The 21770-nt window shown below is 48.3% G+C and carries 25 protein-coding genes; 6 read left to right on the top strand and 19 right to left on the bottom strand.

Features of this window, described 5'->3' with window-relative positions; translation table 11 throughout:
* Positions 1–68: 68 nt before the first annotated feature.
* Entirely contained in the window at positions 69–260 is a 192-nt protein-coding gene (gene ytzI, locus KNO61_RS02540; RefSeq protein WP_078147072.1) for a YtzI protein, read from the top strand.
* A 14-nt stretch (positions 261–274) separates the two neighbouring features.
* Here the strand turns inward: ytzI and KNO61_RS02535 are convergent, their stop codons facing one another.
* Entirely contained in the window at positions 275–2401 is a 2127-nt protein-coding gene (locus KNO61_RS02535; RefSeq protein ID WP_214684063.1) for a DNA topoisomerase III, read from the bottom strand.
* Positions 2402–2600: 199 nt separating this feature from the next.
* Here KNO61_RS02535 and KNO61_RS02530 point away from each other — a divergent pair, with 199 nt between their 5' ends.
* Positions 2601–3464, top strand: a complete 864-nt coding sequence (locus KNO61_RS02530; protein ID WP_214684062.1) for a DMT family transporter — start codon at positions 2601–2603, stop codon at positions 3462–3464.
* Here the strand turns inward: KNO61_RS02530 and KNO61_RS02525 are convergent, their stop codons facing one another.
* From KNO61_RS02525 to KNO61_RS02515, 3 genes are all read right to left on the bottom strand, one after another.
* Complete coding sequence (locus KNO61_RS02525; RefSeq protein WP_214686914.1) at positions 3465–4862, bottom strand: MATE family efflux transporter; 1398 nt, start codon at positions 4860–4862, stop codon at positions 3465–3467.
* A gap of 78 nt (positions 4863–4940) precedes the next feature.
* Complete coding sequence (locus KNO61_RS02520; RefSeq protein WP_214684060.1) at positions 4941–6182, bottom strand: peptidase U32 family protein; 1242 nt, start codon at positions 6180–6182, stop codon at positions 4941–4943.
* Between the two features lie 9 nt (positions 6183–6191).
* Positions 6192–7094: a peptidase U32 family protein gene (locus KNO61_RS02515; protein ID WP_214684057.1), complete on the bottom strand. Its 903-nt coding sequence runs from the start codon at positions 7092–7094 to the stop codon at positions 6192–6194.
* A gap of 145 nt (positions 7095–7239) precedes the next feature.
* On the opposite strand from KNO61_RS02515, the gene KNO61_RS02510 reads away from it, so the two are divergent.
* The gene (locus KNO61_RS02510; RefSeq protein WP_214684055.1) at positions 7240–8034 is read left to right on the top strand and encodes an SDR family NAD(P)-dependent oxidoreductase; all 795 of its coding nucleotides are present in this window, start codon (positions 7240–7242) and stop codon (positions 8032–8034) included.
* Between the two features lie 29 nt (positions 8035–8063).
* On the opposite strand, the gene KNO61_RS02505 is transcribed toward KNO61_RS02510, so the two are convergent.
* The 7 genes from KNO61_RS02505 to rnz are packed head-to-tail and all read right to left on the bottom strand — an operon-like array spanning position 8064 to position 12725.
* Entirely contained in the window at positions 8064–8396 is a 333-nt protein-coding gene (locus tag KNO61_RS02505) for a hypothetical protein (protein ID WP_078147078.1), read from the bottom strand.
* Between the two features lie 41 nt (positions 8397–8437).
* Complete coding sequence (locus tag KNO61_RS02500; RefSeq protein WP_078147079.1) at positions 8438–8983, bottom strand: hypothetical protein; 546 nt, start codon at positions 8981–8983, stop codon at positions 8438–8440.
* Positions 8956–9912, bottom strand: coding sequence for an ATP-binding cassette domain-containing protein (locus KNO61_RS02495; protein WP_214684053.1), 957 nt, complete (start codon positions 9910–9912; stop codon positions 8956–8958). Before KNO61_RS02495 ends, KNO61_RS02500 begins: the two co-directional genes overlap by 28 nt.
* On the bottom strand, positions 9890–10549 hold the full coding sequence (locus KNO61_RS02490) for a hypothetical protein (protein ID WP_214684051.1): 660 nt from the start codon (positions 10547–10549) through the stop codon (positions 9890–9892). Before KNO61_RS02490 ends, KNO61_RS02495 begins: the two co-directional genes overlap by 23 nt.
* Positions 10527–10937, bottom strand: a complete 411-nt coding sequence (locus tag KNO61_RS02485) for a DUF4430 domain-containing protein (protein ID WP_078147082.1) — start codon at positions 10935–10937, stop codon at positions 10527–10529. The genes KNO61_RS02490 and KNO61_RS02485 overlap by 23 nt, the downstream gene beginning before the upstream one ends.
* Entirely contained in the window at positions 10934–11818 is an 885-nt protein-coding gene (locus KNO61_RS02480; RefSeq protein ID WP_078147083.1) for a hypothetical protein, read from the bottom strand. Before KNO61_RS02480 ends, KNO61_RS02485 begins: the two co-directional genes overlap by 4 nt.
* Before the next feature lies 1 nt (position 11819).
* Positions 11820–12725, bottom strand: coding sequence for a ribonuclease Z (gene rnz / locus KNO61_RS02475; protein ID WP_214812907.1), 906 nt, complete (start codon positions 12723–12725; stop codon positions 11820–11822).
* Positions 12726–12798: 73 nt separating this feature from the next.
* On the opposite strand from rnz, the gene KNO61_RS02470 reads away from it, so the two are divergent.
* Positions 12799–12972 carry a hypothetical protein gene (locus tag KNO61_RS02470; protein ID WP_012726540.1) on the top strand — a complete coding sequence of 58 codons (174 nt, stop codon included), beginning with the start codon at positions 12799–12801 and terminating at the stop codon, positions 12970–12972.
* Positions 12973–13017: 45 nt separating this feature from the next.
* Here the strand turns inward: KNO61_RS02470 and KNO61_RS02465 are convergent, their stop codons facing one another.
* Both KNO61_RS02465 and KNO61_RS02460 read right to left on the bottom strand, forming a co-directional pair.
* Positions 13018–14145 carry a M20/M25/M40 family metallo-hydrolase gene (locus KNO61_RS02465; RefSeq protein WP_078147934.1) on the bottom strand — a complete coding sequence of 376 codons (1128 nt, stop codon included), beginning with the start codon at positions 14143–14145 and terminating at the stop codon, positions 13018–13020.
* Between the two features lie 182 nt (positions 14146–14327).
* Complete coding sequence (locus KNO61_RS02460) at positions 14328–15317, bottom strand: aromatic acid exporter family protein (protein WP_214684049.1); 990 nt, start codon at positions 15315–15317, stop codon at positions 14328–14330.
* Positions 15318–15394: 77 nt separating this feature from the next.
* On the opposite strand from KNO61_RS02460, the gene KNO61_RS02455 reads away from it, so the two are divergent.
* The gene (locus KNO61_RS02455) at positions 15395–16465 is read left to right on the top strand and encodes an N-acetylglucosaminidase (protein ID WP_251030767.1); all 1071 of its coding nucleotides are present in this window, start codon (positions 15395–15397) and stop codon (positions 16463–16465) included.
* 39 nt (positions 16466–16504) lie between these two features.
* On the opposite strand, the gene KNO61_RS02450 is transcribed toward KNO61_RS02455, so the two are convergent.
* The gene (locus KNO61_RS02450) at positions 16505–17137 is read right to left on the bottom strand and encodes a hypothetical protein (protein ID WP_214872568.1); all 633 of its coding nucleotides are present in this window, start codon (positions 17135–17137) and stop codon (positions 16505–16507) included.
* A gap of 180 nt (positions 17138–17317) precedes the next feature.
* Between KNO61_RS02450 and fadH the strand changes: the two genes are divergently transcribed.
* Positions 17318–18082, top strand: a complete 765-nt coding sequence (gene fadH, locus KNO61_RS02445) for a 2,4-dienoyl-CoA reductase (RefSeq protein ID WP_214757412.1) — start codon at positions 17318–17320, stop codon at positions 18080–18082.
* Between the two features lie 34 nt (positions 18083–18116).
* On the opposite strand, the gene KNO61_RS02440 is transcribed toward fadH, so the two are convergent.
* Genes KNO61_RS02440 through KNO61_RS02420 form a run of 5 tightly spaced genes read right to left on the bottom strand, consistent with a single transcriptional unit; the run spans position 18117 to position 21630 of the window.
* Complete coding sequence (locus KNO61_RS02440) at positions 18117–18692, bottom strand: HD domain-containing protein (protein WP_214872566.1); 576 nt, start codon at positions 18690–18692, stop codon at positions 18117–18119.
* Positions 18693–18694: 2 nt separating this feature from the next.
* Positions 18695–19369: a metal-dependent hydrolase gene (locus tag KNO61_RS02435; protein WP_078147088.1), complete on the bottom strand. Its 675-nt coding sequence runs from the start codon at positions 19367–19369 to the stop codon at positions 18695–18697.
* 30 nt (positions 19370–19399) lie between these two features.
* Positions 19400–20122 carry an amino acid ABC transporter ATP-binding protein gene (locus tag KNO61_RS02430; RefSeq protein ID WP_031423364.1) on the bottom strand — a complete coding sequence of 241 codons (723 nt, stop codon included), beginning with the start codon at positions 20120–20122 and terminating at the stop codon, positions 19400–19402.
* The gene (locus KNO61_RS02425) at positions 20119–20778 is read right to left on the bottom strand and encodes an amino acid ABC transporter permease (RefSeq protein WP_012726548.1); all 660 of its coding nucleotides are present in this window, start codon (positions 20776–20778) and stop codon (positions 20119–20121) included. Before KNO61_RS02425 ends, KNO61_RS02430 begins: the two co-directional genes overlap by 4 nt.
* A 60-nt stretch (positions 20779–20838) precedes the next feature.
* The gene (locus tag KNO61_RS02420; RefSeq protein ID WP_012726549.1) at positions 20839–21630 is read right to left on the bottom strand and encodes a transporter substrate-binding domain-containing protein; all 792 of its coding nucleotides are present in this window, start codon (positions 21628–21630) and stop codon (positions 20839–20841) included.
* Positions 21631–21770 lie beyond the last annotated feature (140 nt).

Here is a 21770-nt window from a genome sequence, read left to right as displayed (position 1 = left end):
TCTGTTCATTCTAGTTGAAGAACCTGTCCATTGTTTGGCATACTGAAGAAAGAAAGTGAGGGGTTCATATGGCCTGGATATTTGCCGTCAGCGGTTTAATCATCTTACTCGTCCTCATCGCATCCATCGTCGTCATCCAAAAAGGATACGCCTATAAAGACAATAAAGATGACATCGTCCTCGACTATGACGAAATCAATCGTCGCATTGAAGACGACAAGAAAAGAGACAAGACTGACAAGAAAGAAGGGCCGCTCTAATGCGCGACCCTTTTTTATTTGAATTCAAATCGGAGTGTACCCTTCTCTAAATACAATGAGGCATTGAACGTCTTGTCTCCTTTTTTGAACGTATGGACGTTCGATTGCCCTCCATTGATCATTTGCTTCAACTCATCTTTGACGAGTCCGACGCCGAGCACCTGTTTGGATACGGTGAAGCGACATCCTTCACGATATCCACTACAGCCGATGAACTTCGGATGTTCGACGAGCCCTTTTCCACAATTCGGACAGATACCAAATGATGCCTTCGGTCGAGTCGTTCCTTTCTTTCCATAACGCTTCGCTTCAATCGTATAGCCCTCAGGATTAGCCGCTTCTACTCGCGATTTCGCTTCTTCGACCAAATGAACGGACATCTTCTTCGCTTGTTCAATAAATTCAGCAGCGGAGGCCGATGCTTGACCGATTTCATGGAGACGTTTCTCCCATTTCGCTGTCATGACGGGCGAGGCCAAAATACTGTCTCCGAGGACATCGATCAACAGGCGCCCTTTATCTGTAGGAACGAGCTCTTTTTTCTGAAGTTGGACATAGCCTCGCTTTTTCAATCCATCGATGATGTTGGCACGTGTCGCCTCAGTCCCAAGACCCTCTACTTCTTTCATGATATGAATCAGCTCTTCGTCATCGAGTTGTTTCCCGGCGACTTTCATCGCCATAATGAGCGCGCCCTCCGTATATCGCTTCGGTGGCTCTGTCTGTTTCGACAACACTTCAACTTTCTTCTCTTTTAATTCTTCACCGACCATCATCGCCGGAAGCTCGACATCTTTTGATTTCATCTCAACGACTTGTCGATAGCCAGGACTCACAACGACGGTTCCTTTTGCTCGATACAAGTCGCTTCCATCAATCAAATCAACCGTTGTCTTCTCGAGCATCGCTGCGGGAGCAAAGGCCGCAAGGAAGCGTCGATTGATCAAATCATACAGTTTCGCCTCATCCCCACCGAGTCGAGTGACGTCACCACATGCCTCCGTCGGGATGATTGCGTAGTGGTCACTGACTTTCTTGGCATTGACATAGCGTCGATTTTTCGACGGGTCCTCAGTCAATAGGTCACGAAGTCCGGCATAGGCTTCAGACTTTAGCAGTCTTGCCTTTGTCTGTGGAAATAACGTCGCCTCATCGGGTGTGACAAATCCCGAATCGGTCCGCGGGTAACTAATCCACCCTTTCGTATATAACTTTTGAGCGATATCAAGTGTCTTTTTCGCTCCGAATCCGAAGCGTTTCCCTGCCTCCGCTTGTAATCCAGATAAACTGAACCAAAATGGCGGTTGCTCGATTTTTTCTTCTTTGTCGATTGTCTTCACAATCGCAGTTCCAGATGCCCGTTTGACGACCGCATCGGCTTCCTCACGCGTTTTGAGCTTCGTTGTCTTTCCAAACGTATACTTCGCTTTGAACGTGCCTCGACCTTTTGCAAGTGTCGCCTCGACCTCAAAGTATGGTTCTGGTACGAATTGTTTAATTTCTCGTTCGCGATTGACGATTAAGGCAAGCGTCGGGGTTTGTACACGACCGAGCGAGAAGACGTCTTCAATCCCAATCGTCTTCAACAATGTCGTATAGGCACGTGAGGCGTTCATCCCAACGAGCCAGTCCGCACAGGCGCGACTCATCGCCTCATGGTAGTATGGAATCGTCTGTTCACCTGGCAACAGTTGCGAGAATCCTCGATCGACTGCTTGCTCCGTCAGACTCGAAATCCATAGTCGAGCAAGTGGTTTTTTGTTACCTGCGAGTCGGAGGATCAGACGAACGATCGCTTCTCCTTCCCGTTCGGCATCTGATGCGATGATGACATCGGTAATCGAGCGGTCATGGAGCCATTTTTTGATGGCATAGAACGGTTTCGACTTCCCTTTTGAAATACGATAATCAAATCGTTCTGGGACGATTGGAAGCGCCTCGTACTTCCATGACTTCCATTCCGGACGATAGTGCGACGGTTCTTGAAGTTCACAAAGGTGACCGACGGCCCATACGACAATCGCCCCCTCAGGGAAACGGGGACAAGGTGAGATTTCAATCTCGTCTTTTCGCTTTTTAGATGGATAGGGAGCAGCCAACTTTTGAGCTTGTGATGGCTTTTCCGCAATGATTAGTCTCATAAGAACTCCTTACTTCGCCTTCTACATAATGGCAAGACGTACATGATTGGCTAGCTTCTACTATGTATTTTACTATATCAAGTCGAGGATGGACACATCGAGAGGGGAGCATTTGTTTGCTCTTTTTGAATCATGTCTTGCCTCGTGGCTGTTTTGCGATATCATTAACAGAGAAGTACAACTGTGAAGGAGTGTCGCCATGTCTTATCTTATCTTATTCGCCGCTGTCTTTTTCTTATCGACGAGCGTCCTCTTCGTCAAATGGACGTCGGCACCTGCCGAGACTGCCGCATTTTACCGAATGCTTTTCACGTGTCTCATGTTGCTACCGTTTGTCGATTTCAAATCACTGATCACCACGCGCCTTATGACACGTTATGCTCTACTCCTTAGCGGAACGTTACTGGCCTTTCACTTTTGGCTTTGGTTCTTGTCACTCGATTACACGACGGTCGCCAGCTCCACACTGTTTGTCACATCGAGTCCAATTTTTGTGTTGATCGGGAATGCACTCATCTTTAAAAAGAATCCGACTCGAAAGGGACTGGCCTTCGCGCTCGTTGCTGTCCTCGGGGGCATGCTCGTCGCTGCGGGGGACGTTCAACTCGGCCGTGAAGCCCTCTTCGGAGACCTACTCGCCTTGATTGCCGCCCTATTGATTGCAGGGTATTGGCTCGTTGGACAGCATGTACGAGCTTCGATGAACACGAATACATATTCTTTTAGCGTATATCTCGTTGCGACGGTCGTGCTTTGCTTCATGTTGCTCGTTCGCGGCACGACATTCACTGCCTTTGAATCCATCAACTGGTGGTACTTCCTCGCGCTCGCTTTCTTCCCGACAATCCTCGGGCACAATCTGTTCAACTATGCGCTTGCCCGTGTCAGTGCGACCGTCGTCAGTATCACGATTCTTGGAGAGGCGTTGTGGGGAATGCTGTTTGGATACGCCTTCTTCGGAGAGCGACTTGGACCGTTCCAATGGATCGGAGCCGTCGTCCTCCTCGGTGGGATATACTTGTTCCTAAAAGAAGACGCCCGCTCGACACGAGCGGACGTTTGATTATAAGTTTGTCGCTTTTGGATTTACATCATGTGCTTCTTTATCTTCTTCTGAAGAACGGAATAATAATTTACGGTCCCAGAATGCCAAAGCAACAGCCGTCAAAAATGTCATCGCATCAGCGATTGGGAATGCCAACCATACGCCGAACACTCCGAGGAACGACGGGAGAATAAAGACGAGCGGAATCGTGTAGAGCGTCTGACGTGAAAGGGACAAGAACATAGCGACGCGTGCTTTCCCGAGGGACTGATAGATTCCATTGACGAGCATCTGAACACTCGGAAGGAAGGAAACGGCGAACAAAATGTGAATCGCCGTCACACCGCCAGCAATGAGCGCCTCATCCGTCGAGAACCAGCCCATGAGTGTTTGCGGGAATAGCTGCAGAATCAACCAAATGATGACAGCAATCGCAATCCCGGTCCGCATCGCCGTCCAAATGGTTTCACGCATTCGGTCGAATCGCTCTGCACCGTAGTTATATCCAACGATTGGTTGCATCCCTTGGACGATTCCCATGATTGGCATACCGACGAGCGCCATGAACTTGTTGATAATGGCGAATATGGCCAATTCTTCGGTCCCGCCGTACGTACCGAGCATCACGTTGACACCAACGAATAAAATGGATTGGGACACCATCATGATGAACGAAGACGAACCGATTGCCATGATTTCTTTTATCTCATCGAATCGAATCCGGAACTGACGCCACTTGAAGCGCAGCTCCGTTTTTGGTTTTCGGGCGAAGAAGAAGCGCAGCATCAATACGGAACCGATGACTTGGGCGAGTGCCGTCGAAGTCGCTGCCCCGTACATGCCCCAGTCGAACGTGAAAATGAAGAGCGGGGTCGTCACGAGGTTGACGAGAACGGTCGTCAGCATGACCTTCATTTGATAAGGTGCCTGTCCTTCAGCACGAACCATCGCACTCGAAGCGAGTGTGAACATGAAGAATGGTGAACTGATTAATACAACTGATAAGTACTGTCGGCTGAGATCCATGATTTCGGTCGTCGCACCGAACACTTTTAAAATGTCATCTAACATAAAGAAAGCAGAACTGACCGCAAGTGCCGCAAACAGACCGACGAGGACAAGTACGTTCAAGAATGTAACGGCTGCACCGGCATCGTCACCGCGTCCAAGCTTCCTCGAACTGATAGACGCCCCACCTAGACCAACGGCACTCGACACGGCCATTAAAATCATCTGAATCGGGAACGCAATCCCGATGGCAGCGACTGCCGATGCACCGATCCCTCGGGCGACAAAAATCGTATCAATGATATTGTAGAGCGCCGTCACGAGCATCCCAATCATCGCCGGAAGCGATAACTTGAAGAGGAGTCTGCCGATGGGCTCAGTCCGTAATTGCTCCGTATTTTGGTTCATTCTTCCATCCCTCCGTCTCTACTTCTTAGGGTAGCAGGATTGAACGGAACGGGCGACTATGTTGGCTCGGTGGATGTGTCAAACGAGCGAACGAGCACGCACACCTTTTCGCTTACGCATAATGTAATCGGTCGCGACTGGCCGATCCACTTTTACACGAATCGTCATCATCGCTTGGTTAGCAGACTCGAGGAGGTGACCGTCCACATCCTCCATCGTATCAATGACTTGTGAAAAACGAACAAATCCGGGTCCGAAAAATTCAACCTCTTCACCGATTGAAAAGTGATTCCGCTGCTCAAGCGTTGCCATACCCGTCACAGGGTCGTATGAGATGACACGAGCGGCAAACGCAAATTGCGGAATCGAACGAGGTTTCCCGAACAATTGCTCTTTTTCAGTCGGGATCCCGTAATAGAACCCCGTCGCGAGCTCACGTTGGGCCGCTTTCCAAATTTCTTCTTCCCATGCCGGGTCGAAGACGAAATGCTCTGGATCTTCACAGTACGCATCAATCACTTGACGATAGACGTTACACACCGTCGCGACGTAATGAATCGATTTCATTCGTCCCTCAATCTTCAAACTATCCACTCCCGCCTCCACCAAGTCAGGTATGTGGCGGACCATCGATAAATCAACTGAACTCATCGAGAACGGCTCTTCGTCACGCGCTTCCATCTCTTCTGTCAGAAGATCTCCCTCTTCAAAGAAACCATATTTCCAGCGGCATGATTGGGCACATCCCCCACGGTTGGCATCCCGTAATGTCATGTGATTCGATAACGTGCATCGACCGGAATAGGAGATACACATCGCCCCATGGACGAACGTCTCAATTTCGACATCGACTTCCTGTTTCATTTTGACGATTTCATCCATCGATACCTCACGTGCCAAGACGATTCGTTCGAGCCCTTCTTCCTTCCAGAAACGAAGCGTCTCATAGTTTGTCGCCGAAGCTTGGGTCGACAAATGGACGGGCAACCCTTCTGCTTCCGTGAGACACATCTCAATCATCGCTGGATCCGAGACGATGACCGCGTCGATCCCGATATCTCGAAGTGTTCGGAAGAAGTCACCTGCCCCCTCGATATCGCCTTCATGCGTCACCATGTTCGCAGCGACGTATACTTTCGCACCGTTCGCATGTGCGAAGGCTACCCCTTCACGCATCTCGTCATAACTGAAATTACCGGCACGTGAACGTAACCCGAATTGCTGTCCGCCGATATAGACCGCATCGGCACCATAATGGATGGCCATCTTTAATTTCTCTAAGTTTCCTGCTGGCGCTAATAATTCTGGACGTCGTTTCATCTTGATCCCTCACTTAATCTCTTCTGGCTTGCGTAACCATAATCCCGTACCGAGACGGAACGCTTCCGGTTGTAGCTCATGAAGACGTTGTTCCATCTCCATGCGATCAAATCGACCGTTCAACAAATTCGTCCGGGCATAAGTAAACAACTGAACGATTTCAACAAACTGGGCCCCGGCGTGCCATCCATCTAGCTTCCACGTGTGAAGTCCATTTTTGACTAACGTCGGAAGTTGTCCCATGAGCGTCAAATCCTCAGAGAATATATGGGTACCGTTCTCGTCCTCGTAGATGGGATAACGACTCGTCGTATCTGCCGGTTCGCTCATATAAAATTCGCGTTGTTTTGCTTCTTCAATCGGTCTCCCGAGTTCGTTAAAGTAATTCGTCACGAGTGGTCGTTTGGAATGATGGATGCACGTCGGACCATATACTTGTACCTCAACAGGAAGTCCGATTTGTTGTTGGATCAAAACGAGTTCATCGATGGTCACTTCACGCGCGACGACCGCTCCAATCGCTTCGCGTTTCCCCCAAAATTGAATCTGTTTGGCGGACGTGACGAGCGTTTGAGCATCATACCAATACGGAATCTTTGCCTGTCGGATCAAGCGAATGGCACCAGGGTCTCCAGCGGTGACATCATCGACTCCAATCGTTTTCAGCGTTTGCAAATAATCCGTCAATTCTTCAATGTGGTCATTGTGCATCAGGTTGTTGACGGCTACTGTCACTTCTTTCCCGTACCGATGGGCAAGTTGTGTGACTTCCCTCACAGCGTCAATTGTCCAGTCACCTTTTTGTCTCAACCCAAACCTCGAATTTCCGATATACAGTCGGTCCGCACCGGCTTTGATTAACGCTTCTGCCTGATCGACGCACTGCGCCGTAGTGACGAGCTGAATCATCATATTTATTCTACTCCCTACTTTGTGAGTCTAATCACATTTTCTTGCTATACTTTAGCATATGTTTCAATGTGCGAACGGAGCAGGATTTTAACAACTCGTGAAGAATTCAGTAACAATGTATGACTTTTCATCAAAGGAGTGGATCATGTTGTCAAAGACAGCTTTAATCACCGGCGCCTCGATGGGCATCGGTCTAGACTTGGCCGTACTCGCCGCTCGCGACGGCTACGACTGTATTTTAGTATCTCGGAACGAACCACGATTGCATGAACTAAAAAAAGTACTTGAGACACGTTATCGCATCAACGTACATGTCTTTGCACTAGATTTAGCAAAACATGACGCAGCAGTCCGATTGACGACGATGATCGCCGAAGCTGGCCTCACTGTCGACTTTTTAATCAACAATGCCGGGTTCGGCACGTCCGGCGCATTCGCCGACCTCGATGCCGAGACGGAGGCCGACGAGGTCCGATTGAATGTCAATACGTTGACCGAACTGACGAAAGCCTATTTGCCTGGCATGCTCGAACGTGACCACGGATATGTGTTGAACGTCGCATCCGTCGCTGCCTTCCAACCTGGTCCCTATATGGCCGTCTATTATGCGACGAAAGCCTATGTCCTTTCATTCACTGAAGCGATTCATGCCGAAGTGAAAGGTAGCGGTGTGCATGTGAGTGTATTATGCCCTGGCCCGACGGATACAAATTTCTTTAATCGTGCCGGGAGTGAATTATCATTCTCGAAAATGCCATCTCATCTCGTCGCCTTCTTCGGATACAAAGGGGTGTTGAATAACAAGCGTGTGATCATCCCTGGACTCTCGAATCAGCTGTTGGTCGGGGTCGCCAAATTGATGCCGAGAGCTCTCAGTTTAGAAGTACTACGCCGCGTCCAGAAACCGGCTGATGGAACACCTGCTGAATCGACCACATGAAAAGGAGCGACCGCATCGGGTCGCTCCTTTTATGGTTCAGAGTGTAAGCGAGAGACGTTTACAAGCCGATATAGAAACACACCTGCCGGAATCATGGTCATCAGCGCTGTGGCGATGACGACTCCCCACGCCATGATGGCATCGAGCGTCAGGTCTCCCGATGTGAGCTGGTCCATGATGCTCAGTTGTTCCACGGAAAGCACAATCATGAGTGCTGGCCACACGCTCGCCGCAAGGATGCTGATCATGGCAAAACGGGCTCTCGTGTAACGTTTTGCCAATAGAATCAGATTTAACAAGATAAACAATAATCCTACGAGTAAAAACATGCCGACTTCAGTGAGATTGATATATGCACCCATCCGTCGTTCACCTCACTCAAAATGATTTGACTATTGTATATTTACCCGAATTGACGAAGGAATATGCGCTCAAACAAGGGACGGATTAAAATGAGGAAGACAACGTTCGATAGCCCATGTGCCAAGTCAAACGGGACGCTGAGTAAAAGTAGCTTCCAAAAGTCCGCTCCAATCACTTCTATGAACGCCAGATTTGTCGTCCATCCATATAAAAATCCAGAGAAAAAACCGAGCGTAAGGAAAAGGATACCTGACTTCATCCATATCGTTCGAAAACTGCTTACGAGCGTCACGACAAGAAGCCACCCCAAAAATTGATAGAAGACGAACGGTCCGATCCCGAGCAACAGACCCGACAAGATGGGTACGAAGAGTGCCAAGATCGCTGCAGCATTCAACCCAATACATAATGCGGTCAGCATCAAAATAGCTGTCGTCGGCTGTACGTTCGGAATCGTCATAAAGAGCCAACGCCCGATGACTGCGAGTGCCAAGAGCTGCACGAGCGGTTGAATCGGGAGGTCAGATTTCTCAAATCGATACAGCACCAGGATGGCAATCAGAATGGCGAGGACGTATGTGACCATAGCGTACTCCGTTCTTGAAAGATTGAGCGCTCACCTTGAAAGACCACGCGACCACTTGCAAGGTAAATCACGTCCGTCGCTTGGTCGACTAACGCCAAATCATGGGTCGCACAAAGCACGCGTGCTGATTCTGTCTTTTTCAAGAGCGCTTCAAGGAACGCCGTTCGCTCCCCATTCGTTAAATCCACCGTCGGTTCATCGAGCAAAAGGACGCTTGCCGGGTCGTTCAGGACGGCTTGTAGTTGAGCGATCCTCCGATTCGATTCTTTCGGAAACGGACCGTATTCCGTTTCGGCAGGAAGATAGGCAGCTCGCTCCCCCCGCTTCACCCGTCCACGAAGAGGGCGTCTGCTCCTTGCTAAAAGTTCGAGCAACGTCGATTTTCCACTTCCGTTCGTACCAATACAGACGGTGAGGCCCGGTTCATTTATTTGGACCGTCACTTCTTCAATGGCATAAGTCGCCTGAAGCGGATGACGATAGGATACATCGGTCGCTTCAATCCTCGGTATCGTCTCCGATTGTCGGAAAGTGATTTTCATGTCTTCAGACGATTCTTGCGCCCGTTCCGTATAACCAATCCGAACACCGAGACCGGAAGTACGACGAAGTAGCATCTCTAGATGTTCTCGACGGAATTGATCGAGGTGGCGGAACGGTTCGATAAGTACAATTGCTTCGGGCTGATTTGATAGAGCATAAGCGACTTGTACAATCTGTTGTTCTCCGCTTGAACAGGCGTCAAACGCTTTTGGATATAGTGCATCGATTTGTAAGAGTGAGGCAAGTTCCGCTCCCCGAAGCGGGTCAACACCGGATAATAAATGACCAACTTTTCCTGAGAATGGTTGATTCATTCTGATGACTTGAGGACGATACCGTTCGATATATGCCTCGAACGAACCGTCAACGGTAGAAAGCCATTGCATCACGAACACCTCCTTTTGTGATGTATGGATAGATGAGCCATGGAATGATGGTCCATTCGATTGATACATAACCAATCAAGCCAATCGCAAGGAGTTGCAGAACATCCTCGGCCCGGAAGCGACGCATCGGCTCGACTGCAAATTTTGGCTCATGCCTTTGGCTCTTAATGCCATTCTCGATCGCTTCTTGCCAGGCTCCTTTCGGGTGACTTCTGAGCGACTGACGTACCGCCCGTTCCATCGAAGGAATAAGTGCCCACGCCCCGTACAAGAGGGAAGTTGAACGGGGCCATTTGGAGAGGAGTGGCAGCAATCGTTCCAATCGAACAATACGAGAAATCCACAGCATGCCAAGTAAAAAAGTAGCCAACCTCAACAGCTGACGCCATATGTAAGAGAGCGATAACTCCCACCCGAACAATGCAGGGAAGACCGAAACGACAGCAAACGCAATCAATACGATGAGCATCGTCCACGGAAACCGACGTTCAAGCATGAGCAACAGGACAAGACCGACGACCAATACCGTGACATCTTGGATATACGTCAGGATGAATAGATGGCTGAATAGAAAGAAAAGGAGCGTGACAGGATGTCGCCGCTCCCAATCTGCCTCATTCGAAGAAAGCAATCGCATCTTCTTCAAACCGCCACTGAATGACGTCCGTCGATTCTACTTCTTTAGCACCGGCCCCTTCATCTCCGGGCGCACCATTAAAAGCAAATACCCAGCCTGACGATTGTCCTTCTGATTTTTCTTCGACGCCTTCGATTGCCGTCACGTACGACATGTCTCCGCTTCCTGTCACTTCGAGGTCAAGCCCTGTCGCTTTCAATGCGTCGAGCACGGTCGCATCATCTTCCAAACAGACGCTCTTCTCTTGATAGAGCGTCTCTTCCGTCGCCGCATTGTATACGGAAATGGTCGGACTTACATCGCACGCCTCTTGTTGGGCTTCTTCTCCGCCACATCCGACAAGAAGTGCGGTCGCTAATAGGGAAAAACTCAAATACCGTTTGATCATTCTGTCAAATCCTCTCGTTGATGTATCGAATAATTATATAGTATCGCAAAACGTTCGCCTGAACTTCGTCCTTCCTGTGTCAGTCCGACGAGTTGGATGCTGTTTGCGAGGACTGGTTCGCGCTGGAGCCAGAACTTGACCAGTTCATTGTCCCGATTGATCATGAGCATCGATTCGTTTTCGAACGTGTACATGTCATACAGCCCATCATAGGAAAGTTGTAACACTGGGGCAGAAACGACGTCAGTATACTCATCCCATGAAGGACCTCGTAACGTCGACAGCATGTGGTCGAATTCGACAAGCTTTTCAAAAAAGGCCTGTCCAGATTCTTTACGCAGTTCATCGACTTGTTCATACGAAAGTTGTCCTGAGCCGTATGTTACACGGATCTGTTGGAACGATTCGGCTCGTTCCACCATGAGTAAGTACTCAATGGATTGAACGTTCCCTTCTCGGTCGATCTGTAGTTTCCCACGATCTAATTTAATCGATTCACTATTGATTCGTTGTAACAATTTTTCAGTCATGTCATCAAACGATTCATCCGTGACCGAAACGGCGCCGATTTGTTGCGATTCGGAACGAAACCCGGATTGATCGAATAACGGGACAAAAAGCAAGACAAGAAAAAAGAAGAACCCTAACAGTGCCCCATACCATTTATACCGGCTGTTCTGTTTCGGAAAGAACAAAAAAGACAATAGAAAGCCAATCGGAATGTGAAAACCGCCGATGGGGAAAGACACGATTCCAAGCAGTGAATAAAATAAGAACTTTGGAAAAAAGTTCGCTTCCGGCTCTTTTAATTGATTCAATCGAATCCCTAATAGAACGCTGATTACTAAAAAGGCTGCCCATACATAGAGTTGAATGGTCACATCACTCCCCCACTGTATATTCTAAAAAGTCCGTCGCAACGAGACTCGATGGAAAATCCGACACAACTTCTTGAACAAATTCTTCCTCTCGTCCGACATAGCGTGCTGAGATGTGTGTCACAATCAGCTTGCCGACGGCGCACGCATTCGCTAGCGCGGTCGCTTCACGTGTCGTCGAGTGACCATACTTCCGAGCGAGCGCTTGTTCCGCCTCCATAAACGTCGCCTCGTGAACGAGGAGGTCTGCTCCATCCGCCAACTTCTGCGCGTTCTCACACGGGATTGTATCTCCTAAAATCGCTACGATTTTTCCCGGAATCGGTTCAGTGACGTATTCTTTAGAGTCATACCATTTTCCTTCAAATTCAAATCGGTCTGATTCTTTGATGGTTCGATAAATCGGTCCACTTGGAATACCGAGTTCTCTTACAAGATCGACGCGTAGCATGCCCGGTTTTTCTGGACCATCGATTCGGAAACCGAATGAAGGGAACCGATGCTCTAATTTTCGCACAGTGACGAGATGGTCGTCTTGTATGAATGTGTCCCCGTCCGAGTACTCGATCACGGTCAGCTCGTATCCTAGATGTGAGCCTGTGACACGCAAAGTAGCTTCAAGCCATTTTTTCAATCCTATTGGTCCATAGACGGTCAAGGGGGTGGTTCCATCGAGTGCCGAACGAGTCGATAAGAATCCAGGCAATCCGAATACATGGTCACCATGAAGATGCGTCACCCATACCGCTGTCACTTTTCTCGGTTTGATTTTCGTATAGAGCATTTGGTGTTGCGTGCCCTCGCCACAATCAATCAGCCAGGTCACGTTCGATAAATCGAGAGCTAGCCCCGATACGTTGCGCTGTTTCGAAGGCATCCCCGACCCAGTTCCTAAAAACTGTAACTTCATAAATATTTAATTCCTTTCTTCAAGCCGTTCCATGCTATACTTGACGTAATCGCTGAAAAGGATGTGATTTGTGATGACCAAGGCAGAACAACCCGAATCGATTTATGAGACGATTCGAGAACGCGCAGCTTTGATGAATCGCTTGCACCAACAGGAACAAGGCACCTCTATCCGTATTCACGACATAGCGATCGAACTTCATTGCACAGACGAGTTGATTTTAGAATCACTGGAGTTCGCAGCATAACGAGTACGAACACATACGAAGAGCCGACGAATGGTCGGCTCTTTTTTATTGCTTAGGTGATGCGACTTCTTCAACGATTGTCACGACATATTCGACGAGTTTATACAACTCTTCAAGTGGCATCCGTTCGTTCGTCGTATGAATCTCTTCATAGCCGACCGCCAAGTTGACTGTCGGGATTCCCCCACCGGCGATGACGTTCGCATCCGAACCGCCCCCTGAGTGTAAGATTCGAGTCGGACGTCCGATTGTCTGAGCCGCACGTTTCGCCACCTCAACGACTTCGTCCCCTTCCTCAAACTTGAATCCAGGATACATGATGTCGATGTCCACTTCGGCACGACCACCGAACGACTCAGCGACCTCGATGTACGCTTGTTTCATCGTTTCCGCCTGTTTCTCCATCTTCTCATGGATGAGGGAACGGGCCTCAGCAAGAACTTCGACATAGTCACACACGATGTTTGTCGCGCGACCCCCTTCGAAACGTCCGATGTTGGCTGTCGTCTCTTCATCGATACGACCGAGCGGCATCTTCGCGATGGCTTTCGCTGCGATTTGAATCGCCGAGATTCCTTTTTCAGGTGCGACACCAGCATGAGCCGTCTTCCCGTAAATCTTCGCGTTCACTTTTGCTTGAGTCGGAGCGGCGACAATGATGTCTCCAACTGGTCCATCCGAATCAAGGGCAAAACCGAACTTCGCATCGATTTTCGATAAATCCAATACTTTCGCACCGACGAGACCTGATTCTTCCCCGACAGTGATCACGAACTGGATTTGACCATGTGGAATTTGTTTTTCTTTCAATACACGCACGAGTTCGATCATCGCAGTGAGGCCGGTCTTGTCGTCTGCTCCGAGAATCGTCGTACCATCCGTGACGACATATCCGTCTTTGATGCTCGTCTTGATTCCTTTACCTGGAGTGACCGTATCCATGTGAGCCGTAAAGTAAATCGGATCAACATTGTCTTTCGTTGCAGGCAACGTGATGATCAAGTTGTTACCAGAGTGTGCCGTCTTCGTTGATGCGTCGTCCTCGTAGACGTCGCAGCCAAGCTCTGTGAATACACCTTTCAAATGTTCACAGATGATCGCTTCTTCCTTCGTTTCTGAATCGATGCCGACCAATCCTAAAAATGTGTCGAGCACGCGTGTCTCGTTTACCATAAACAACATCCCTCCATCCAAACATTTCTTGACCATTATATCAAACTCCCCTGGATTGCACGAATCTTTTCCATTCTGTACAATGATGGCAAACACGTATATGGAGGCAGACCATGAAGAAAAAACAGAAAAGACGACAACGCATCATTCAAATCGGCGTCGTCGTCATCGTCTCAATCTTTTTAATCAGCACGTTTCTCTCGAGCATGACCATGTTCTTTTAAGAGCAAGATGTATCGCTCTTTCAAGATCAAGTAACTTTTTACATCAGATAAAATATTTAATAAGGATGAGCGTACCTCGAATTCCTCACGCGTCGTGGGGAGAGGTACGTTTTTTCGATAATGCTCAATCATCTCTTCAAGCTCCTGTAGAAAGACGGATGCATCGGCCTGCTCGTTCACATGGTCCCCGACTCGACGTAAGAACGTCGCGACCGGTTTCGCTTCATTGACGACCATCGTGATTTCTCTGGCGTTATCCGCGACTCGTTTGAGAATATCATACTGCCGTTCACGCATCCGGAAGTATAGATAGTCCATGTCTTCATTCCGCTTTCCGATTGAGTTTCCCATACGGCGAAGGGCTAAATCTTTCCCCTCTTTCAGATAGTCCCGTGTCTTGATGAGCATCATCGAGTGGTTGTTATAGACGCCCGTCTCGACACATGCCGCCACGTCATAAAACAGTACTGCGAGCGAGCGGTCGATATTCTCTTTAATCCGTACAATCTCACGGTCAAGCGTCGGCATGTACATGTTGACGACAAGCCCGACACCGACACCGATCGCAATGAGCAATAGCTCATTGATAAATAACTCCAGTGTAAACTGTGCCTCGGTGTAGAGGTGGGTCAAAATGACGACACTCGTAATGAGCCCGTCTTGCAGTTTCAATTGTTGTACGAGTGGAATGAAAATGACAAAATAAAGTGTGAGCGTCACCGGTGAATAGCCGAGTAGCGTGAACATCGCCGCACCCATTCCGATGGCGAGAAGACTTGCCATGACTCGTTCATAGGAGGCGCGAATCGATTTTTTACGCGTCTCTTGAATACTTAAAATGGCGATAATGGCTGCAAATACAAAATAATCGAGATGAATTGTTTCGGAAATGAGCATCGCGATACCTGCTGCGACCGCGGTCTTTAACGTCCGCGTTCCAATTTTCATACTAATTTCCCCCTTCTCCATCAAATTGTTGACTAAATCAACTCGTTTGGCAATTCAAAAGTTTGGAAGTGATTTGATTGAAACGAAAGAAAAGACTTAAGGTTTGGCCGATGATTGCGACACTTAGTCTCGCCATCGCAGCCTTTTTATGGATTCAATCTTCCCGTGAAGACACCTATACCGTCGAAACGGTGACGAATGGCGACCGTGTCACGAGGTCGTTCGAATCTCTCGCAGAAGCAAAACGATACATGACGGCCGGTAAGAACCGGACATTGTTCTCGCCCTCTGGAGAAGTACTCGATTTTACAGGTACCGGAGTCGTCGTCACTCCGAGTGGTGCTATCACAAACTTATATAAAGATGCATCATTTAAAACACGACAATCCTATGTCGCTGGTGGCACGAGACTTCAACTAATTGAGCGCGGAGACGATCATCTTAAAGTACGTATCTCCGGGGCGGATGTGTATGTCAAACCGGATCAAATGGCGTTATTTCCTGAAGCAGTTGTGAAGAGACGTGGATTTTACGAGATTCGAGAAGGTGACGTCTACCATACGGTGGAAGCGAACGCCAATCTCGCCGGTACGTTCCTTGTAGGTCCAACAGAAAAAAACTCGGATGACCGTTTTTACACAGAACGTGTCCAAGACGTCTTCGATTCTCCTTATCAATTTGCATCGATTCGCAAGTCGTCCCCATATTCGGCTGACGAGTTTGATCAATATTTAAAATCCATCGATTCACCACTCGCTGGGGAAGGCAAGTCTTTTAAACGGGCAGAAGATACGTATAACATTAATGCCTTATTCCTGCTGGCGGTTGCCGGGCATGAGTCCCGATTTGGAACGTCCGATATCGCTCGGGACAAGCGGAACCTATTTGGGTTCCGCGCGACAGATGACGACCCGAGCGGGAATGCGACATCCTTTAAAACAATTGACGCCAGCGTACAAGCTGCTGCTGAATTGTTTGCGACTAAATATGTCACTGGGCCATATGCTCGTGGCGATTATCCTGGGAACAAGCAGGAAGGCATCAATATCTTCTATGCCTCCGATCCATACTGGGGTGAGAAAGTTGCCGGTACGATGTACACGATCGACCGTGAACTCGGTTTGAAGTACTTGAAAAAAATTCAATGAAAAGTAGCCCGGCTCATACGAGTCGGGCTGCTTGACGCTTCATTCGATTATAACTTCCATCTCTTGCTCATACAATTCGATGAGTCGATTGTTGTCGAGCACATGCTCACTTGACTGTTCGTAGCGGTCTGTGACGAGCGGAATCAAATCTTCCCACACGACCCATTTCACGTATTGATCGCGATAATAATCATGATTGAGCTCATACACGCTCATCTCTTTTGCCTCTGCATATCGTCTTTGAGACTCGACCACCGTCGCATCCGGTCCTTTTTCAATCCGTTCATCGACTTCGTCACCCGTTACTACGATTCCATATTCGCTTTTCGCATGCTCCAACCATGCACGTTCAAAATCAGCTTGGTCTTTTGCACGGATTATAAGTTCCTTCACATCGATGGTTTCACCACTCTTCTTCATCTCCACGTACATTCGTTCTGCCAACTTTCGTTCGAAATCGTTATTGATTTGCGGAGCCAAATCGTTTTGAAACGTCTCAAGGATTTTCTTCAGTTCTTCGACCGTCGACTCAGAATAAACCTTTGTCTCAGTTTGGGTGAACATCTTATTTTCGACCTGTTCAGACATTCTCTTTGAATCAGATTGATCGATGAGCACAAACATTCCGACAATGATAAGTACGAATATGGTCAGCCCTGTAACGCGCTTCATGTTCCATCATCTCCTATTTTAAATTCACGTCATGGTTTTGAGTATCAATCGTTACATCATGTATATACTTCTCAAGTGAAAAGAATGATTCAACATCGAATGACATTTTGTTGAAGGAGTTTTACATCATAAGACGAATACGTAAAATGAACGACCATTCATTTTTGAGGGGGAATTAAGATGAAAACGATTTGGATTACCGGGGGATCGTCCGGCATGGGGAAAGCGATGGCATTAAAATTTAAACAGGAAGGATGGAACGTCGCTATCAGCGGTCGAAACGAGGAACGACTAGTAGAAGCGATGAACGATTTGAATTCAATCGATGCAGGTCAGGCGATGAGTGTGCAACATGACGTTCGTGACTATGAAGGATGCGCGAAAGCACTGGCTGACATCGTATCCGCTTATGGACCAGTACACGCACTCGTCAACAATGCTGCTGGAAATTTTGTGTGTCCGACTCTTGATTTATCTCCTAATGGTTGGGCAAGTGTCATCGACATCGTCTTGAACGGGACATTCAACTGCACCCATGTTCTCGGGAAACATTGGGAAGCAGATGAAATCCGTGGCGGCTCCATCATCAACATGGTCGCTTCCTATGCGTGGCAGGCAGGTCCTGGTGTCGCACCGAGTGCGGCAGCGAAAGCAGGGGTCTTGAACTTGACGCGAACACTCGCGGTTGAATGGGGCTATCAATTCGGCGCGCGGGTCAATGCCATCAGTCCTGGACCGATTGAACGGACAGGCGGCGCTGAAAAGCTCGTCTCCCACGTAAAAGAAGTGGAGCGTATTCGCCGTAATGTCCCACTTGGACGTTTTGGGACACCGGAAGAGATTGCGGACCTCGCTTACTGGATGGCATCAGACGAGATGCGCTATTTAAACGGGGATTGCATCTCTCTTGACGGTGGTCATTGGTTGAACAAGCATCCATTCTAATCAAAAGGACGACCGAATATACTCGGTCGTCCTTTTATATGTCCACCCCATCCCATTCTTCATGAAACTGTTCTAGAAACTGCTGCATGAAAGCATGACGTGACATCGCTAGTTGTTTTGCTTTTGAGGTATGCATCATCGACGCCAGCTTCAACAGCTTGTCATGAAAATGTTGAATGGCACTCTCTTCCGACAAATCGAGCGGAGTTTTGCGAGAACCCGCGAACTGGAACGTTCGCGCAATCCCGATGGCCCCCATCGCATCAAGACGGTCGGCGTCTTGCAAGATTTCGCTTTCCCGGGTCGTCGGGGTCTTGTCTTTTGAGAAGGAGACCTCATCAATCACCGCCATCACCAATTCCACTTGCTCTTCAGTGATGTCAATTGAGGACAGATGCTGTTTGACGAGACCGTTCGGACGACCGAGCTTATGATCTTCCACGTCGTGTAAATATGCCGAGAGGAGGAGAACCGTCCGATTGACCGGTTCATCCTCCATTAAACGTTCCACTAGTCGGACGACACGCGTAATGTGGGCGACGTCATGACCCGACGCGTCATTTGCATGAATCGTTCCGATGAACTCTCGCGTCGCTTGAATCACGTCCATGCTTAAATCTCGATCGTCGTATTCGGTTCAATCAAGAGACCTCGACGGTGCAATTGGTCACAAAACGCCTGAGCATCTTGTTTAATCGGCGGGAACGTATCAAAGTGGATCGGAACGACACGTTTCGCTTGAAGCCACTGCGCCGCATCTAATGCGTCTGTTGGCCCCATCGTGAAGTTGTCTCCGATTGGAAGGAACGCGACATCGATTTCAAACCGTTCACCGTACATCTTCATATCGGAGAAGAGACTCGTGTCTCCAGCGTGGTAGAGCGTCAGTTCGTTCGTCTCGATGATGAATCCGGCAGGCATCCCCATATAGACCGGTGTATCCCCCATGTCAAAGCTCGAACTGTGGAACGCTTGGGTCATCGTGACACGCCCGAACGGAAAGGCATGACCTCCCCCGATGTTCATCCCGTGAACAGAGAAGCCTTTTTTCTCGTAATACGATGCGAGTTCATGTGTCGCCACAATCGTCGCACCCGACGATTTCGCAATCAATTCGACATCCTCGATATGATCGAAATGAGCATGTGTGAGCAACAAATAGTCCGGACGTAGTGTAGAAGGGTCTATTTCCGTATGAGGGTTACTCGTCAAAAATGGATCGATCAACACGTTTACGCCATCAATCTCAAATCCTACAGTCGCATGTCCATAATAGGTGATTTTCACGTGTATTCATCCTTCCTTCGTAAGTTCAGATTACAACACTTTCTCCAAGAAACGTTTCGCCCGGTCGGTTTGCGGATTCAACAACAGGTCAGCCGGTTTTCCTTCTTCCATGAGAATCCCTTCATCCAGGAAGAGGACGCGGTCTGCCACTTCACGGGCGAAGCCCATTTCGTGTGTGACGACGACCATCGTCATCCCAGTCTCAGCCAACCCTTTCATAACGTCGAGTACTTCATTGACCATCTCAGGGTCAAGTGCCGATGTCGGTTCATCGAACAACATGACGTTCGGTTCCATCGCCAAGGCACGCGCGATGGCGACACGCTGTTTTTGTCCACCCGAGAGTTGGCTCGGATAGGCATCGATTTTTTCAGAAAGGCCGACACGTTCGAGTAATTTCTTCGCACGTTCCAGCGCTTCCGCCTTGCTGACTTTTAAGACGTTGATTGGTGCATACGTCAAATTGTCCAATACGCTCATATGAGGGAACAAGTTGAACTGTTGGAATACCATCCCAATGTTTTGACGCGCCTTCGCGACGTTCGCCCCTTTTTTCGTGAGCTCGAATCCGTCGACACTGACCGTCCCGCTCGTTGGAATCTCAAGCATGTTCAAGCAGCGTAGAAAAGTCGATTTACCAGACCCGGACGGTCCGATGACAGCAACCACTTCACCACGTTCGATCGTCGTCGTGATTCCTTTTAAAACTTCTAAGTCACCAAATTGTTTGTGTAGGTCTTTTACTTCGATCATCTTCCATCACTCTTTCTTAACCGTTTTTCTAGACGTTGTCCAAGATACGTCAAGATCATCACTATCGTAAAGTATATCACACCGGCGAATAGAAGCGGTTCGAAGTAGATTGCCTTCTGCCCACCGACGATTTGCGCACGACGCATGATATCGAGCACCCCAACCGTCGAGACGAGTGCAGACTCTTTCGTTAATGTGATCATCTCGTTCACAAGAGCAGGCAAGATGTTCTTGAACGCCTGTGGCAAGATGATGGAACGTAACTGTTTGACATATGGGACACCAAGAGCATCCGAAGCCTCCCACTGTCCTTTATCTACTGCTTGGATACCCGCTCGAATAATCTCTGAAATATACGCCCCCGAGTTGAGCGAGAATGCGATGACCGCTGACTGGTACGGTGTCGTGATATATCCCGTCAGTTGCGGCAATCCGAAGTGGATGATGGCGAGTTGCAAAATGAGTGGTGTCCCACGGAACACCGCCGTATAAGCATGTCCGATAAAGTTAATCAGACGATTCGGGACAATTTTTAATGTAGCGACAACAATCCCAAGTGAGATCCCAATCAATGCCGAGACGATCACCACTTGGAACATGACTGGAATCCCCTCAAGTATATAAGGGATCGAATCATAAATCCGGCTAAAATCCATAGTGAGTTCCTCCTAAAAAAGGGCTGACCGATTCATCTTCAGTCAGCCTCGTACGATTCATTATTCGGCTGGCGCAGCCTCTTCTTCAAACCATTTCTGTGCTAACTCTTCGATTTCTCCACTGTCGATCATCTTCTTCAACTCTTCGTTGAATTGATCGCGGAGTTCATCATCTTTACGGAAGGCAGCAGCAGAACCTGCTTCTTCTTCGTCCACAATTTCAAATGTCGTCAATTCACTATCTTGCTCGAGGTATTTTTTCGCGACCGTATCTTCGATGACCATCGCGTCAATACGTCCTGTCTTGATTTCTTGAATGATCTCAGGAATCTTGTTCAACGAGACGATCTCAGCATCTGTGATTTGATCTTGTGCAATCCCTTCTTGAATCGAACCGAGCTGGACTCCGATCTTTTTCCCCTTCAAGTCTTCAAGTGATTGAAGCGAATCATCTTTTGACAAGATCAAGTTCACCGCTGTGAAATAAATATCTGAGAAATCGGCATTTTCTTTACGCTCTTCTGTCGGAGTCATCCCCGCCATTACGAAGTCGACTCGACCTGCATTGAGGGCTCCAAGTAAGCTTCCGAAATCCATATCTTCAATTTTCAATTCATATCCCATGTTCTCTGCCACTTTTTTGGCGATATCGATATCAAATCCGACAATCTCGTCGCCATTCGCTGTATCGACGAACTCATATGGGAAGTAATCGGCACTTGTACCCATGACGATGACTTTGTCATCCTCACCATCGGTCGATGTCGATCCTCCTTCGTTCACGTCTGCCCCACACGCGACTGAGAACGCGGCCAGTCCTGCTAAACATAATGCTAGAAAACCTTTTTTCATCTTCATCTCCCTTTCATAGTTGAATAATAATTATCAGAACATTAACAAAATTATGACATATGTGTGAACGTAGCTCAACTGTTCTATGACACATCAGTTGTCCGACTTGTGTCTTCAACCACTATATACACATAATTATT

This window comes from Exiguobacterium sp. s140 (genome assembly GCF_018617035.1).
GTDB lineage: Bacteria > Bacillota > Bacilli > Exiguobacteriales > Exiguobacteriaceae > Exiguobacterium > Exiguobacterium profundum.
Note: the sequence above shows the minus strand (reverse complement) of the source record. Positions and strands in the feature narration are given on the sequence as shown.